Genomic DNA, 14934 nt, shown 5'->3' on the forward strand with positions numbered 1-14934 from the left:
CCTATGGTTGTGAGAATTGACCAATTGCTGGCCGCTTGAAAATCACTGATCTCGCTTTTATCTTCCTCAAAAATTACATCTTTTACCCAATGTAACTGATTTTCTATTTTCCAATGTCCTCGAATAATTTTAGCAAATACTTGGGCGGATTTAGTTAGGCTACTAATATAGTAAGCTGTTTCTTCATACGTTTTATCCCCGCGACTACCCCTTCTTTCTACTTTAATAATTCGGCGCAGATTTTCCAACCCTTGTCTTTCATTTTTCCTCACTTTAAAAACTTCTATTTTTCTTGATATTTTTCGTCCATGACTATTATCTTGTTCGAGAAAGCAACTTTCTGGCTTTGAGGAATTACTCAGGTCTTGTATTCGCTGATAAAGATTTTTCTGATTTCCTTTAACGGTGATAACATAATCATTTTTACTCTTGGCTATTAAGCTGATTGTTTTTTTCTGACAATGTAAAGCATCCCCAGTAAAAACTTTATTTTGGAGAGTGCAATCCTGAATTATAGCTTGACCTTCGTCGATTTCAGACCCTTTTTTGTTTTCGATTCTTTTTAAGTGTAATACTAAGCCACTTTCTTGACTAAACAATGAGACAAACATGATAAAATTTTGTTGTTCATTGTTAGGATTTTTTCGGGTGTTTTTGAGACTTTTTCCATCTATACCTAGCCAATTTATGTCATCTCTTTGTCCATATTCTTCTAATGCCCATTCATTAAACATTTTTAACAAACTCTGCCATTCAACTCCCATCATTACCCTTCTAATTGTTGAATAGGATGGGACTCTTTCGGGAATTATATTAAATTCTTGACTGAGCCTGTGCCGATTATTTTTAGCAAACTCTCCTAGCTCTCTCTAACCTGAGTATCCTAGCATTGTTCCCAGTATTATTACTACTAATACTATCCATAAAGGGTGTCTTTTTCCTTGATCTTTCCGAAAGTCCTTGACTTGTTTCAGTTTTTCTATTAAGCTCAACATATGTTTTAAAAGTTGGCGGTCACTTCTCATTTTACCTGATAGTGATCGCTTTTACTTTTGATATTCTGATGGGAGAATGAAACAGCCCTACGCACCCCAGGGGAACTGTAGCCAATTTTGTCGGCAAGGTGCGAACTAACCCCCGTTCCCCGTTCCCTGGCCAAACCCTAGAAATCATCGGGAATAATCCATTGGGTCGGTTGCGTCAGTTTTTTTAGTCTAGCGGCTTCTGCCATTTCTAGCATCTTTTCCAAAGAAGTTTCGGCAATGAATTTGGCTGCTTCAGCGGCATGAGCTTGATTGGGGCATTTATCGCCTAAAATACAACCATTTAGGCAATCTACAGCACAATTTACCTGTTTTTCCATAAAAATTCTCTTTTTCTGACTAGATTTGGCCTTTATATTTTAACCCAACTTTTTTTCAATACCTAAGCAAAATTAATTACCGCTCTTGGAGGGAGTCTGGCAAAAGTCTTACAGTCTCTAAACTCTAGCTCTCTTATGGGGTAAGCCTTCAAGCGATCGCTAACTAACAGAAACCCGAAATTTGAGTTTTTATTAGAAAAAAAGTTAGCGATCACTTGTCAACCAAGGGTTTCAGAATCTGGATTCGGTCAGGGATTTCCGAAAGTTCCAGAAGAGCGATAACACATCTTGCTAATCCTTTTGCCGCTCTCAACCCTAGCTAAGTAATTATGCCAGTTAAGAAAGCGGCACGCTTAACCTTTCCCTAACCCATAAATTGCTATATATTTTAATTGTGTGAGGAGTGAGAAGAAAGCAAAGTCCTTGGGGTCGAAACACGGCAAGACTCCCGAGGGCTTTTCCATGTCTAGGGAACAGTTGTCAGTCATGAACCAGCCTCAAGAGCGAGAACCTTTTGCCAGTTTAGTTTTATATCATCTCTTTAAATGGTCGATCGTTAGCCCAACCCTACACGGCTATTTTCGCGGTCGCGTTTACGGAGTGGAAAATGTCCCCCGGCGTCATCCTCTGATTATCGTCTGCAATCACGCCAGTTACTTCGATCCACCCCTATTATCCTGTGCCGTGCGTCGTCCCGTAGCTTATATGGCTAAAGAAGAATTATTTACCATCCCGATTTTAAAACAGGCGATCGCTCTTTATGGGGCCTATCCCGTCAAACGCGGCAGTGGTGATCGGGGGGCAATTCGGGCGGCGATGGGAGCATTAGCGGCGGGCTGGGCAGTGGGAGTGTTTCTGGAGGGAACGCGCACCGAGGACGGATTGATCCATCAACCAAAACTAGGCGCGGCGATGATTGCCGCTAAAGCGGGAGTTCCTCTGTTACCCGTCAGTTTGTGGGGGACAGAAAAGATTTTTCAAAAAGGTTCTTCTTTTCCCCATAGTATCCCCTTAACTATTCGCATCGGGCAAGTGCTGCCGCCACCGATTTCTAACAAAAGAGAAGCTTTACAGGCAGTTACCGAGCGCTGTGCCGAAATTATTAACGGATTACACGCCCTCGGACGCTAAATCGACCTTTTAAACAGGATTTAGTCAGCTAAGACGCATTTTAACCGCCTATCCTTAGATTAGCTAAATCTCTCCCCCCCTTGTCCTAGGGCTGTTTCATCCTCCCATCAGAATATCAAAAGTAAAAGCGATCACTGTCTTTGTAAAATGAGAAGTGACCGGCAACTTTTAAATATATGTTGAGCTTAATAGAAAAACTAAAACAAGTCAAGGACTTTCGGAAAGATAAAGGAAAAAGACCCCCTTTTTAGCGCGACGGGAGCGTCAATAGATTTCTTTCCCCTACACTTTGAAGTGGGGAATGTGGGTTAAAATTGGCATAACTCGACCATCGCCTCGACCATGTTCTTTTTTGTCCTCGGCTTCAATCTAGGCTTAACTTTATTTAATTGCTTTCTAGTCTGGAAATTGTGGCAATTGCGGCGGATTTTAGGGCGAGTGACCAAAATTTTAAACCGGGTGGAACGACGTTTACACCACATTTTTTACCCCGCCCCCGAATATATTGTCATCGCTGGGGCGAAAACCTATTATCTCAGACAAAACTATCAACGTCTCTGCGGACAGATACAGATACTGCAATCCCTATTCTTGACCTTCTCCCTGATTATCCGTTACTGGCAGCGTCAACCCCGTCAACGCCGTCGCCTGTGGTCGCTACAATTGAGCAAAATCTCTAGCAATCAAGCAGCTGACAGCGAGCGCCAGCCAAAGTAATACACAAGTACGAGTTAAATTCAAAGCCTGTTCGACGGTTTTGACGGTAATCGGGTTGAGGTTATCGCCCAATAAAGGTTTTTCCACAATCTGGCCTCGATATTGATTTTTACCCCCCAATTGCACCCCCAAAATCGCCCCATAGACGCATTCACTCCAACCAGAATTAGGACTAGGATCCCGACGGGCATCGCGCCAACAAATGCTTAAAACCCGCCCCGGCCGGCCCGAAATTAGGGCGAGAGTTAATACCGTCAAACGACAGGGTAGCCATGTCAAAACATCCTCGCTTTTGGCACTAAACCAACCCATATGGGTGTAGGGTGGCCGACGATAGCCAATCATCGAATCGAGGGTACTAGCGGCTTTATAAGCGCAAGCGAGGGGAACTGGCCCCACCCCCAGAAAAGCACCGAGAAGGGCATAAAAAAGCGGCGCGGTAACTCCATCCACACCATTTTCACTGACGGTTTCTAATAGGGCGCGGAGGATTTCTTCCCGGCCGAGATTATCTGTGTCGCGACCAACGTATAAACTTAGTTGGCAACGAGCTAAGGTGATATTTTCAGCTTGTAAAGGTGCGATGACTGTTTCGGCAGCCCTGCGTAAACTTCTACCGGCTAAACAACTAGCCAAGAGAATCACTTGTACTAGGCAACTCAACAGCAAATTGACCTGACCTAACCATTGGATTCCTAGCCAAGTTAAGACCCCGGCCAAGATAATTAAACCTAGTCCCAGAATTATGCCCGCTAAACGTTGGCGAATTTTTTCCCGCGTCCAATTAAGGATAACTTTTGTGGCAACGGCAATAATCGCCCCCATCACCTGCACTGGATGAATCCATCCCCAAGGATCGCCGACCAGATAATCTAAAACCGCCCCTAATACTAAAATGATCGCCGTTGCCGCTTCCTTCACAATTACTACCTTTTCCCATCGATATCCCGAATTTTCTCAATATTGTCTTCCCAGTTAGCCCCATCAAAGAACTGGAGCTGAAAATCGCCTAAGACATTGCCCTCCAAACAGCGCAGGTTTATATCTATAGCGTCAGGATGGGAGCGGGGACGATAGAAAGGATGAATACCACAAACACGACAAAAATAATGTTGGGCCCTGTGGGTATTAAATGTATAGGTACTTAAGAAATCTTCACCGCTTAGGAGGGTAAATTGTGCTGAAGGAACAATCAGATGCAGAAAGCCTTTTTTCTGACAAATCGAACAATTACAGTCTAGAGCCTGATCATGCTTGATCGCCACTTGAAAACGGATCGCTCCACAGTGACAACCCCCCCCATAAATCTTTGCTTGTGTTGTTGCTGTCATAACTTCTAAACTACTAAACAATAAAGCTGGTTTCCTCTCCCCTAGCGGCAATCCAGCTACGGGCATCGTAGTATAAATCGGCTAAGGTAATCTTCCCTAGGGCCTCTTTTAATTTCTCGTGTAGGTGTTTCCAGATAGTAAATGTCACCCAATCTTCTGCCTGTTCGTCCCTGGGATGATAGCCTGATAATGGCTCGATCGTCTCTCCCACTGCCTCCAGAATTTGCCCCAACGAGATCCGATTTGCCGGCCTGGCCAATTGATAACCCCCTTGCGCTCCCCGAAAGGAGCGAACTAACCCCGCTCGTCGCATTTCTATCAGCAATTTCTCTAGATAAGCAGCCGGGATATCTTGACGCAGGGCGATCGATTTTACCGAGACGGGAGTTCCTCTAGGTTGTAAACTAAGATCCAGCAAGGCTTTAACACTATAGTGACCCCTAGTTGTTAGCTTCATTATCCCTCATTTTTACCTCTTTATCTCTATCCTACCCCCTGCCCTCATTGATGACAGAAAGGCTAACCTCCCTTCCCTCAGCATCTCGATCAACATTGATAAATTCTGTTAAGATTTCGATCGAGAGATAGAGTGTAATCAATTACAATCAATTTCCTCAAGCAAGTGATAATTTTTAGTTTATACCGTGTAAGATGAGTGTAGAGATCAATCGTAACCCGATTGTTTCTGGTCAGGGGGAGCAATTCTCCTCGACTAGCCTTGATGACCCTAACCTTTACTTATCTGCCGCGAACTTAAATGAACAAAACTACTAATCCAGAACCCCTGACTGGCCTCGAACTAATTGAGAAAGTTAAACAGCTAGGCAACCTCAGCAAAGAGGAAAAAGCTCGGGAATGCGGCTACTATACCATGACAAAAAATGGTATTGAACGCGTTAATATGATGAAATTTCTCAATGCTTTAATCGATGCCGAGGGAATTGACTTAGATAGCAGTGCCAATGGTCATGGACGAGGTGGGCGCTCGGCCAGCTACCGGATCAGTGTCCAATCCAATAATAATCTCCTAATCGGTTCGGCCTACACCAAAAAAATGGGACTCAAACCGGGAGATGAATTTGAAATTACTTTGGGGAGAAAACATATTCATCTCAAGCAAGTTGGTGCCAGCGACGACGACGAATAGCAATAATTAAGGAGAGAGCCGTTTAACTCTCTCCTTGCCATTAGATAAGCTCTTGTCCATTGAAACTGGGTATTTTATCCTCAATCAGTCTTTAAGCATCTAGATCAAAGACTCCGTTCGATATGTCCGGTTAATTTTGTCCTATTAACCGCGTGTAATATACCTCTCCAGAAATCAGGCTAGAAGCCCGATCCATCAAGCTAAAATCTTCATTATTGGAGATGTCTAATGCAGCGACTAGAAAAATTGGCATCTCCTGGGGTGCTAATTAGGAATTCTCCGCTTCTTTGGAGACAATCCAGAAAGCGTGGATAATGCCGGGGACATAACCGATTAAAGTTAAGATGATGTTATTGACATCCTCACCGCCGTAAACGGACGGTGATTCCTCACCACGCCACCTTTTTAGGATGGTCGTTGAATGGGGTTGACGCTTCACAGGATGCTGCTACCTTAGCGGTAGTCTTACACTTTCTCCACGTCCGTTTTGAGTGTCCGAATGCCCTCCGGCCACTTTGAACAAGTCGAAAAAATCTCATGTTCAACCTTATTTCCTAGAAAGTTTTACTCGTTCAAGGCCGAATTTGAAGTCTTTTCTGAACGAAACCCCCTACTATCTGTGGTCAAGGTTCGGTTTTTAGCTTGGTTATCGCTTTTTGCATTGTAGCTTAAAGCCGTCCTAAAAGGACGGGGTTTTCAACCCAAATTTTCGATAACAAAGTCTAAACTCAGTCCCGTAGTCAAAAATACGGCTAAGGGCGGCAAAAAAAACGCACAAACTAGGCGAAGAAACATTGCTTGTACCTCAAAAAGACTTTAGTGAATCTTAATTCTATATTAAGCTTGCTCTCCTTAAAGTTGCCATAAAATGGGGGTAATTGCGAAAAAATTAAGGAAAAATTTATGATCGGCCTTCTTTTAAATATTCTTGCCACTGCCCTTAGTTTATTAGTGGTTGATATTATCTTCCCCGGTGTTAAAGTCGATAGCTTTATTGTGGCCATGGTTGCGGGGGCAGTTATCGGTTTAGTCAACGGACTGGTTAAACCGATTCTAGGGCTGCTTTCCCTACCGATTACTATTCTCACCCTCGGTGGCTTTATCCTTGTTCTCAATGGCTTTTGTTTCTGGTTAGCCTCGATCCTCGTCCCGGGATTCGCAGTTAAGGGTTTAGTGGCTTTTATCGGTGCGCCAATCGTCCTCTCTCTGGTCAACACCCCCTTAAATAAATACTTCGCCGAAAAAGGTTCCAGCGAAGTACCACAATAGTCAGTGACCAGTTATCAGTTATCAGTACCTTTACTATAACACCTTTGAGCCAAAAATCGGCTCTTCGGTAGATACTATACTGGAGACGGTTTGTGAATCTTACAAGTCTTATCCATCAAGAGTTTCAGAATCATAATCACCCCGTCTGCATAAGTCTGCATAATAAGTGCCGAAGAACCCAAAAATCATACCTTCGGGCAGAAAAAGGCCAAAAATAAATACTTCGCCGAAAAGGGTTTCAGCGAAGTACCACAATAGTCAGTGACCAGTTATCAGTTATCAGTGTCTTTAGTATAACACCCTTTTTCGATCAGTGCAAGACTTTTTTCAAATTTTAGGCCAAGAATTTTGGACCCAAACCGACTTTCGGCGCGTACACCGCCCGATCGCCCAATTCTGCTTCGATGCGTAACAAGCGATTATACTTAGCCACCCGTTCACTGCGACTGAGAGAACCAGTTTTAATCTGTCCGGCATTAGTAGCCACCGCCAGATCTGCGATCGTGGTGTCTTCCGTTTCTCCGGAACGATGACTGATGACAGAACGATAACCGTGACGGGTAGCCAGGGCGATCGTTTGTAGGGTTTCCGTCAAAGAACCGATCTGATTGAGTTTAATCAGGATCGAGTTAGCAATACCCAGATCGATCGCTTTTTGCAGACGGATGGGATTAGTCACCATCAAATCATCGCCCACCAACTGAATCCGCGCCCCCAGTTTATCGGTCAATAATTTCCAATTATCCCAATCTTCCTCGTGTAAACCGTCTTCAATAGAAACAATCGGATAGCGATCGACTAAACTGGCCAAAAAATCCACCATTTCGGCGGGAGAATGGGCCGAACCATCGTAGAGGTATTGACCATCCTTATAGAATTCACTGGCGGCCACATCCATAGCCAAAGCCACCTCCGACCCCGGTTTATAACCAGCACGTTCGATCGATTCAATCAAAATATCCAAAGCTTCCTGATTTGAAGCCAAATTAGGAGCATAACCGCCCTCATCGCCCACACCGGTCAGTAATTTGCGTTCGTGCAAGGCCTTACCCAAAGCGGCGAATACTTCCGCTCCCCAACGCAAACCCTCCTTAAAAGAATCGGCCCCGATGGGGAAGATCATAAACTCCTGAAAATCGACGTTATTATCAGCGTGAGAACCACCATTGATCACGTTCATCATCGGGACGGGTAGTACATTGGCCATCGGACCTGCGAGATAACGATAGAGAGGCAAGCCCAGATCCGCCGCCGCTGCTTTGGCCGTAGCCAGAGAGACGGCTAGGATAGCATTAGCCCCTAATTCTCGTTTATTGGCCGTGCCATCGCGATGGATCATAGCTAAATCGATACTAGCTTGGTCGAAAGCATTCATCCCCTCCAAAACCGGGACGATTTTTTCGTGGACATTGCGAACCGCTTTCAGGACACCCTTACCACCGTAACGCTGGGGATCATCATCGCGCAATTCGTGGGCTTCAAAACTACCCGTAGAAGCGCCACTGGGAACCTGGGCCAAACCCATCGCCCCCGATTCTAACAGCACTTCTGCTTCGATAGTGGGACGGCCGCGGGAATCTAGAATCTCCCTAGCTGCGATCGCTTCGATGGGAACTTCGATTTTATCTAACATAACTTATCGTCTCCAACTCAATTTACGGGGTAATTTCGGCTGATTACTAATTGCCTAAAGGGAAATCCACGTTGACAATCTGCTTTTGATCATCAAAAACGAGGATTAAGGTATCCGTCAGTTTTTCAAATTGAATCGTCACCAACACCAGATCCACACCGTCCGTATCCGAGCCTTTTCTGACCTGAGTTCCCACGATCCGACGCACGGGGCCGGTACGCTTAAGTAAATTCTCCCAAGCACCTTGTACTCTGGTGGGGAAAACCTCAGCTTTCAGGAGAGGATGTAAAAAACCTCGGGCCAGGCCGTAGTCTTTGTTGACCAAGGACGTGACAAAAGCATCGCCAATCTCAGAAATACTACGAAATTCGGGAAAATCGGCGGCAATTACCTGACCAGACCGGTTAAAGGTAATTACCACATCTTCAGTGAGTTTCTCAAATTCAACGGTGACAATCACCAAATTGGCATTGATAGCATCGAGTAGCTTGCTTTTGACAATGCGCTTAAACGGTCCAGTATTGTCAGTGACTTGGCTTTCCCAGACCTTTTGCAGTTTTTCGGCAGTCCAGAGGGGTTTTAGTTGGGGTGACAAAGCTGCAATAACTTTGTCGTATTGTTTAGTTCCCAACCATTCTACTAACTGCCGAGCTTGCTTTTCTTCTCGGACGGGATCACCAATAGCGATCGCATTCGGCTCTAGGTTCGCCTGTACCGGTGAAGCGCTGAACGCGGTCCAAGGCAGGGAAAAACCAATTAAACACAAAGAGAGAATCGATACCCGTTTCGCTAATGAAAGCCGCATCATTTCAGCTATTGCTCCGCAAATAAATAACGTTTTTCCACTTGACGATTGAATTGATGCCATTGTTCATTAGTTAAAGCATTCAACATCGGTCGATCGAGCAATATCTCTCCTCTTGTTATACTGGTTTAACGATTAAGACTACCGCGGAACGCGCTTGCACCCGATAGGTTTCCGATTCAATAGCGGCTGCGGCATCTAAATCACAGGCTGCCTCGGACAATTGCCAAGCAGTATCGATGACGCGATGCCATTTTTCCCCTTGTCCCAAGGGGGGTAACTGGAAGTTGAGAGATTCCCAGTAAGCGTTCAGCATAATGTGTAAATACTCGTTCGCCTTGGGATGACGCAGGGAAAAAGCTAAACTGTGGGAATCTTCCGACCAATCGGGTTTACTCAACTGTACGCCATGCCAACTGAGATGGGGTTCAAGACTGGTATAGGTGACTTCTAGCAATTTTTCTTGACGGAAAAGAGCTAATTTTTGATTAAAATCGATCAGTCTCCTTACGAAACACCAAAGATCGAACTCTTGCTCTACCGCACTCCAATCGAACCAACTTAACTGGTTATCCTGACAATAGGCGTTATTGTTGCCCTTTTGGGTGCGTCGCACTTCGTCCCCCATCAACAGCATAGGTGTTCCTTGGGAAATAAACAGGATCGTTAAGAGATTTTTTATTTGTTGCAGTCGCAGGGTTTTAATCCTCTCGTTATTGGTTTCCCCTTCTACCCCACAATTCCAGCTAAAATTATCGTTGCAACCGTCCCGATTCTCCTCGCCGTTAGCCTCGTTGTGTTTCTCGTCGTAGGAAACTAGATCGTTAAGGGTAAAGCCGTCGTGACAGGTAACAAAATTTATACTTCTATTGACATCGGTATCGGGTCTGTGGTATATGTCGGGGCTTCCTAAAATCCGCGCCGCTAATTTGCTGACTATGCCGGTATCTCCCCGGACAAAAGCGCGCACATCATCGCGAAAAGGACCATTCCACTCGGAAAACCAATCGGCAAATTCGACAAATTGACCGACACTATACAATCCTGCCGCATCCCAAGCTTCGGCGATTAATTTTGTGCCGGCTAAGACCGGATCCGATTCGATCGCCCAGATCATGTTATAACCTTTTTGCAGGATCGGTTCCCCGTCCACATTGCGCGATAATACGGCCGCCAGGTCAAAGCGAAAACCATCCACGTGCATTTCCGACACCCAATAGCGCAAACAATCGAGAATCATTTTGCCAACAATCGGATGACTGCCCTTGAGGGTGTTACCACAGCCGGTATAGTTGCTATAGAGGCTTTTATCTTCCCCGTCGAGGATGTAGTAGGTGCGATTATCGATACCTTTCAAGGAAAGAGTCGGCCCGGTTTCGTCCCCCTCGGCGGTATGATTGAAAACCACATCGAGAATCACTTCGATCCCCGCTTTGTGTAAAGCTTTCACCAGATCGCGAAATTCATTCAAAGGACCCAGGGGTGAGCGATCGCTACTGTAACCGGCATGGGGCGCAAAAAAGCCGATCGTGCTATAACCCCAATAGTTAGTTAACCCCGGCATAGCGGCAGCGGGATCAAAGTAATGAATCGGTAACAATTCCACGGCAGTAATGCCTAGGTTGGTCAAATAGGGTATTTTTTCGATTAATCCCGCAAAAGTACCTCTTTTTTCCTCGCTAACGCCAGAATTCGGGTTACGAGTAAAACCACCGACGTGCATTTCGTAGATCAAACTGGCAGAGTAGGGAGTGCGTAGCGGTGCGTCATCTTCCCAATCGTAGCAGCCCGGATCCACTACCAGACCCCGCAAAGCTCGATGACAATTATCGCCTTTTTCGCTGGCAGCTTGTCGATCATAAATTTCCGCACCGACAATCGCTTTCGCATAGGGATCGAGAACTACTTTATCAGGATCGAAGCGATGACCCTGGGCCGGATTATCCGGACCATAGACTCGATAAGCATACACTTGACCGACTCCAATGCCGTGAACCAAAATATGCCAATAGAAAAAGGTGCGGTTTGTTTGCGGGGTGAGGAGAATAGTCCGGCTAGGTACGGGAGAATTAGTATCATCAAATAATAATAATTCTATGGCAGTGGCATACTTAGAAAATAGTGAGAAGTTGACACCATCGGCCAAGACAGTCGCACCGACGGGATGGCTTTTACCGTGATCGGTTTTTAAGGTCATTGTCAAGAGATAAGAAGTGATTAGGAGTAGTATAAGATTATTCGGCGTTGCTGAATCAAGGGATGAATGCCAACTGTGTGTCCTATCCAAAAGTTAGTTGGGGTCTAGGTTTTAAAAATCTCACAAAATAAGATTCAGAACTCACATCAGTAAAGCCAGATTTTCATGGAGATGGCGTGATTAATTTCTAAGACCTTGCCCTATTCAATAAAGCTCTCAATTTTCCGAGCAATCAAGAAAACAATTAGAGGAGTTGTAAATGGCCTTTCCCGAAGATTTTAGGCTTGATTAAGCCAATTGATTAAGTCAGCTTGACTGTCAAAGTCTAGCAATGCTTCTCCTAAGTCTTCTAATTTTTCTACTGAGAGTTTTTGGATAGTTTCGGTGATATGCGGGGGCAATTCACCAAAACGTCGTTTAAGTAAGCGTAGCACTAACTTGGATGCTTCTTTTTGAAGTCCGATAGCTTCTCCTTGTTGAATCCCTTCGATTCTACCCTTTTGAATCGCTGCTTCTCTATCTTGTTCATATAAAGGGGCTAAACGCATAATAAATTTCCTCTCCTCTTGGGTTCTTTTTGGTAAGGCTTGCAAGTTCCTACTCAAATTGTATAATAATTTTAAGGAAGCTGATTTGAAAGGATGATGAGGAGACAAGGCCTCTAATTCATCAATCGCTCTGGTTCTAGTTCCTCCTCTGCCTAATAATCTTAACCAAAGGGTTTCAGGGGTTTCAGGTAATTGATGCAGGACAATAATGGCTGTGGTTAATGCTGGGGGTAAAAAGTAAATTCCTTCTCCCCAATCTGGATGATTGAGAGCGGAAAAAGCAGTTATAATCCTCTGACTGGCCGTAGGAGTTAGTATCCATAGTCTAGGGATATTTTCTGCTAATAAGGGTTGTTGATGACGGTGAGCTTCTCTTTGTAATTGTTCCCGCACAGTCAACAGTTTAGATAAACAAGCGAGAATTCCCTCAATCGTGACAGGATTGCGATGGGGTTCCAATAAACAAGGGGTTTGAACTAATCGACCCAATAAACCTAATTCGGGCGGCATTTCTGGGGAAGTCGGTCGAAAATACACATCGATTTCTTGAGTTTTTGCCGTCACATCAAGGCTGGTTTTCACGTCACCGGAAGAAGAGAGAAAGGTTTCGAGGTAGTCTTTCACTAAATTTATCCCAAAAAAAGCGAGTCAAGGCTGAAGTGATTCAATCGATGATGATTATTTTATCATCTTCAAAGCCTGTGGATTAGGTCAGCCAATTAATTAAGTCAGCTTGAGTCTCAAAGTCTAGTAATGCTTCTCCTAAGTCTTCTAATTTTTCTACTGAGAGTTTTTGGATAGTTTCAGTAATATGCGGGGGCAGTTCACCAAAACGTCGGTTAAGCAAGCGTAGCACTAGGTTGGCTTCTCCTTTTTGAAGTCCGATAGCTTCTCCTTCTTGAATGCCTTCGATTCTGCCTTTTTGAAGTCCGATAGCTTCTCCTTGTTGAATAGCTTTTTCTCTATCTTGTTCGTATAAAGGGGCTAAACGCATAATAAATTTCCTCTCCTCCTGGGTTCTTTTGGGTAAGGCTTGCAAGTTCCTACTCAAATTGTATAATAATTTTAAGGAAGCTGATTTGAAAGGATGATTAGAAGACAAGGCCTCTAATTCATCAATCGCTCTGCTTCTGGTTCCTCCTCTGCCTAATAATCTTAACCAAAGGGTTTCAGGGGTTTCGGGTAATTGATGCAGGACAATAAGGGATGTGGTTAATGCTGGAGGTAAAAAATAAATTCCTTCTCCCCAATCTGGGTTATTGAGAGCGGAAAAAGCAGTTATAATTCTTTGACTGGCCGTAGGAGTTAGTATCCATAGTCTAGGAATATTTTCTGCTAATAAGGGTTGTTGATGACGGTGAGCTTCTCTTTGTAATTGTTCCCGCACAGTCAACAGTTTAGATAAACAAGCGAGAATTCCCTCAATCGTGACAGGATTGCGATAGGGTTCCAATAGACAAGGGGTTTGAGCTAATTTGCCCAATAGGCCTAATTCGGGCGGTATTTCTGGGGAAGTCGGTCGAAAATACACATCGATTTCTTGAGTTTCTGCCGTCACATCAAGGCTAGTTTTCACGTCACCGGAAGAAGCGAGAAAAGTTTCGAGGTAATCTTTACTAAATTTGTCCCAAAGAAAGCGAGTCAAGGCTTAGGTGATTAAATCAATGATGAGGGTTATTTTATCATCTTCAAAGCCTGATTGGAAAAATTAGCAGCATTGCAGCTTTAGTTACAGATTTTTCCTAGTTTTTGCGCTATAACTGAAAGGTTAATCAGCAAAAAACGCGCTCGACGAATGAAACCGCAAATCATCGTCTGTGGATTAGGTCGCACGGGTTATAAAATCTTTTGTTTACTCAAACAACAATCTGCGGCAGTAGTAGCGATTAGCGATCGCCAAATGGTCTGCGAATACCAGTCTGATATTATTATCGGCGATCCCTGCTCTCCTAAAACTCTCCTGCAAGCTGGTCTCCCGGATGCAGAAACCCTAGTTTTGGCCATCGATAACGACGCACTCAATCTGGAAATTCTCACCCGCGCAAGGATAATTAACCCGAAAATTCGGATAGTTAACCGACTATTTAACGAAACTTTAGGAGAAAGACTCGATCAAACCCTCCCTGCTCACGTTAGCATGAGCGTTGCTTCCCTAGCGGCTCCGATCTTTTCCTTTGCTGCCCTTGGTAATAAAGCTATCGGTCAATTACAGCTATTCGATCGCCTTTGGCCAATTCAAGAGATAATTATCGAGGAAAATCATCCTTGGTGGGGATTACCCCTCTACGAACTTTGGGACGATCCGGCCCGGATGTTAATCTATTATCTCCCCGCTCACGACGAAATCGATCTGGTTTCCGCAGTTCTTTTAGGCAAAAAACTCCAAACTGGCGATCATCTCATTATCGGCAATAAACCGACAATTAAGGCAAAACAGCGTTTTAAACTGCAAAAGTGGCTGAGAAATCTGCTCAATCTTCGTCCCTATCAGCACTATGTCCAACCGGTAATTATTGTCACCCTTTCTCTCCTGGGGATGATTTCCCTTGCTACCATTACCTATCTCAGCGTTAATCAAAAAATTTCCCTTGTCGATTCCCTTTATTTTTCCGTCGGGATGATTACCGGCGCCGGAGGTAACGAAAAAGTGGCCGAATCTACCCCCGATAGTATCAAAATTTTTACCGAAATTTTGGGTTAAAGCCCCGTCCTTTTAGGACGGCTTTTTAAACTATATCTTGTTAACTTAACTTTTATTGTGCTATACTGATTTTGTCTAAGTCCCCCCTGCGT

15 protein-coding genes and 2 pseudogenes are annotated in these 14934 nt (G+C 44.3%); 5 read left to right on the top strand and 12 right to left on the bottom strand.

The annotated features are described in order from the left end of the window. Together H6G48_RS07695 and H6G48_RS07700 are read right to left on the bottom strand one after the other, a co-directional pair. Nucleotides 1-995: pseudogene (locus H6G48_RS07695) on the bottom strand (ISAs1 family transposase); the annotation flags it as partial. Between the two features lie 167 nt (nt 996-1162). After that, nucleotides 1163-1363 (bottom strand): hypothetical protein, encoded by a 201-nt coding sequence (locus tag H6G48_RS07700; protein WP_002798182.1) that lies wholly within the window; start codon nt 1361-1363, stop codon nt 1163-1165. Nucleotides 1364-1825: 462 nt separating this feature from the next. Between H6G48_RS07700 and H6G48_RS07705 the strand changes: the two genes are divergently transcribed. Further along, nucleotides 1826-2494: a lysophospholipid acyltransferase family protein gene (locus H6G48_RS07705; protein WP_190720660.1), complete on the top strand. Its 669-nt coding sequence runs from the start codon at nt 1826-1828 to the stop codon at nt 2492-2494. 342 nt (nt 2495-2836) lie between these two features. Continuing rightward, a complete protein-coding gene (locus H6G48_RS07710; RefSeq protein ID WP_190720662.1) occupies nt 2837-3211 on the top strand; it encodes a hypothetical protein in 375 nt (124 codons plus the stop codon). Here the strand turns inward: H6G48_RS07710 and cbiB are convergent. The 3 genes from cbiB to H6G48_RS07725 are packed head-to-tail and all read right to left on the bottom strand — an operon-like array spanning nt 3152 to nt 4999. Beyond that, nucleotides 3152-4132: an adenosylcobinamide-phosphate synthase CbiB gene (cbiB, locus tag H6G48_RS07715; RefSeq protein ID WP_190720665.1), complete on the bottom strand. Its 981-nt coding sequence runs from the start codon at nt 4130-4132 to the stop codon at nt 3152-3154. The genes H6G48_RS07710 and cbiB overlap by 60 nt on opposite strands. Nucleotides 4133-4137: 5 nt before the next feature. Beyond that, complete coding sequence (locus H6G48_RS07720) at nt 4138-4608, bottom strand: GFA family protein (RefSeq protein ID WP_190720668.1); 471 nt, start codon at nt 4606-4608, stop codon at nt 4138-4140. Next, nucleotides 4556-4999 carry an Rrf2 family transcriptional regulator gene (locus H6G48_RS07725; RefSeq protein WP_002783777.1) on the bottom strand — a complete coding sequence of 148 codons (444 nt, stop codon included), beginning with the start codon at nt 4997-4999 and terminating at the stop codon, nt 4556-4558. Before H6G48_RS07725 ends, H6G48_RS07720 begins: the two co-directional genes overlap by 53 nt. Nucleotides 5000-5299: 300 nt before the next feature. Here H6G48_RS07725 and H6G48_RS07730 point away from each other — a divergent pair, with 300 nt between their 5' ends. Beyond that, complete coding sequence (locus H6G48_RS07730) at nt 5300-5689, top strand: AbrB family transcriptional regulator (protein ID WP_002798186.1); 390 nt, start codon at nt 5300-5302, stop codon at nt 5687-5689. A 268-nt stretch (nt 5690-5957) separates the two neighbouring features. Here the strand turns inward: H6G48_RS07730 and H6G48_RS27140 are convergent, their stop codons facing one another. Further along, the gene (locus tag H6G48_RS27140) at nt 5958-6128 is read right to left on the bottom strand and encodes a YqaE/Pmp3 family membrane protein (RefSeq protein WP_287739013.1); all 171 of its coding nucleotides are present in this window, start codon (nt 6126-6128) and stop codon (nt 5958-5960) included. Between the two features lie 257 nt (nt 6129-6385). Continuing rightward, complete coding sequence (locus H6G48_RS07740; RefSeq protein ID WP_190720671.1) at nt 6386-6484, bottom strand: YqaE/Pmp3 family membrane protein; 99 nt, start codon at nt 6482-6484, stop codon at nt 6386-6388. 108 nt (nt 6485-6592) lie between these two features. On the opposite strand from H6G48_RS07740, the gene H6G48_RS07745 reads away from it, so the two are divergent. After that, a complete protein-coding gene (locus H6G48_RS07745) occupies nt 6593-6958 on the top strand; it encodes a phage holin family protein (RefSeq protein WP_190720674.1) in 366 nt (121 codons plus the stop codon). Between the two features lie 334 nt (nt 6959-7292). Here H6G48_RS07745 and eno read toward each other — a convergent pair whose 3' ends face one another. From eno to H6G48_RS07770, 5 genes are all read right to left on the bottom strand, one after another. Beyond that, nucleotides 7293-8591 (bottom strand): phosphopyruvate hydratase, encoded by a 1299-nt coding sequence (gene eno / locus H6G48_RS07750; protein WP_190720677.1) that lies wholly within the window; start codon nt 8589-8591, stop codon nt 7293-7295. 46 nt (nt 8592-8637) lie between these two features. Next, a complete protein-coding gene (locus H6G48_RS07755) occupies nt 8638-9399 on the bottom strand; it encodes a DUF3887 domain-containing protein (RefSeq protein WP_190720680.1) in 762 nt (253 codons plus the stop codon). 115 nt (nt 9400-9514) lie between these two features. Continuing rightward, nucleotides 9515-11593, bottom strand: a complete 2079-nt coding sequence (gene glgX / locus H6G48_RS07760) for a glycogen debranching protein GlgX (RefSeq protein WP_190720683.1) — start codon at nt 11591-11593, stop codon at nt 9515-9517. A gap of 278 nt (nt 11594-11871) precedes the next feature. Then, the gene (locus H6G48_RS27145; RefSeq protein ID WP_190720686.1) at nt 11872-12765 is read right to left on the bottom strand and encodes a DUF4351 domain-containing protein; all 894 of its coding nucleotides are present in this window, start codon (nt 12763-12765) and stop codon (nt 11872-11874) included. Between the two features lie 82 nt (nt 12766-12847). Then, nucleotides 12848-13786, bottom strand: a complete 939-nt coding sequence (locus tag H6G48_RS07770; RefSeq protein WP_190720689.1) for a DUF4351 domain-containing protein — start codon at nt 13784-13786, stop codon at nt 12848-12850. Nucleotides 13787-13936: 150 nt separating this feature from the next. Here H6G48_RS07770 and H6G48_RS07775 point away from each other — a divergent pair. Then, a pseudogene (locus tag H6G48_RS07775) lies at nt 13937-14836 on the top strand (potassium channel family protein); the annotation flags it as partial. Nucleotides 14837-14934: the final 98 nt, after the last annotated feature.

This window comes from Microcystis flos-aquae FACHB-1344 (assembly GCF_014698375.1).
GTDB lineage: Bacteria > Cyanobacteriota > Cyanobacteriia > Cyanobacteriales > Microcystaceae > Microcystis > Microcystis aeruginosa.

What these genes read in the sequence shown, in the direction of transcription:
- H6G48_RS07745 (WP_190720674.1), top strand. Translation starts at nt 6,593, where the DNA reads ATGATCGGCCTTCTTTTAAATATTCTTGCCACTGCCCTTAGTTTATTA.
- H6G48_RS07700 (WP_002798182.1), bottom strand. Translation starts at nt 1,363, where the DNA reads ATGGAAAAACAGGTAAATTGTGCTGTAGATTGCCTAAATGGTTGTATT.
- H6G48_RS07730 (WP_002798186.1), top strand. Translation starts at nt 5,300, where the DNA reads ATGAACAAAACTACTAATCCAGAACCCCTGACTGGCCTCGAACTAATT.
- glgX (WP_190720683.1), bottom strand. Translation starts at nt 11,593, where the DNA reads ATGACCTTAAAAACCGATCACGGTAAAAGCCATCCCGTCGGTGCGACT.
- eno (WP_190720677.1), bottom strand. Translation starts at nt 8,591, where the DNA reads ATGTTAGATAAAATCGAAGTTCCCATCGAAGCGATCGCAGCTAGGGAG.
- H6G48_RS07740 (WP_190720671.1), bottom strand. Translation starts at nt 6,484, where the DNA reads ATGTTTCTTCGCCTAGTTTGTGCGTTTTTTTTGCCGCCCTTAGCCGTA.
- H6G48_RS07710 (WP_190720662.1), top strand. Translation starts at nt 2,837, where the DNA reads ATGTTCTTTTTTGTCCTCGGCTTCAATCTAGGCTTAACTTTATTTAAT.
- H6G48_RS07755 (WP_190720680.1), bottom strand. Translation starts at nt 9,399, where the DNA reads ATGATGCGGCTTTCATTAGCGAAACGGGTATCGATTCTCTCTTTGTGT.
- H6G48_RS07720 (WP_190720668.1), bottom strand. Translation starts at nt 4,608, where the DNA reads ATGCCCGTAGCTGGATTGCCGCTAGGGGAGAGGAAACCAGCTTTATTG.
- H6G48_RS07705 (WP_190720660.1), top strand. Translation starts at nt 1,826, where the DNA reads ATGTCTAGGGAACAGTTGTCAGTCATGAACCAGCCTCAAGAGCGAGAA.
- H6G48_RS07725 (WP_002783777.1), bottom strand. Translation starts at nt 4,999, where the DNA reads ATGAAGCTAACAACTAGGGGTCACTATAGTGTTAAAGCCTTGCTGGAT.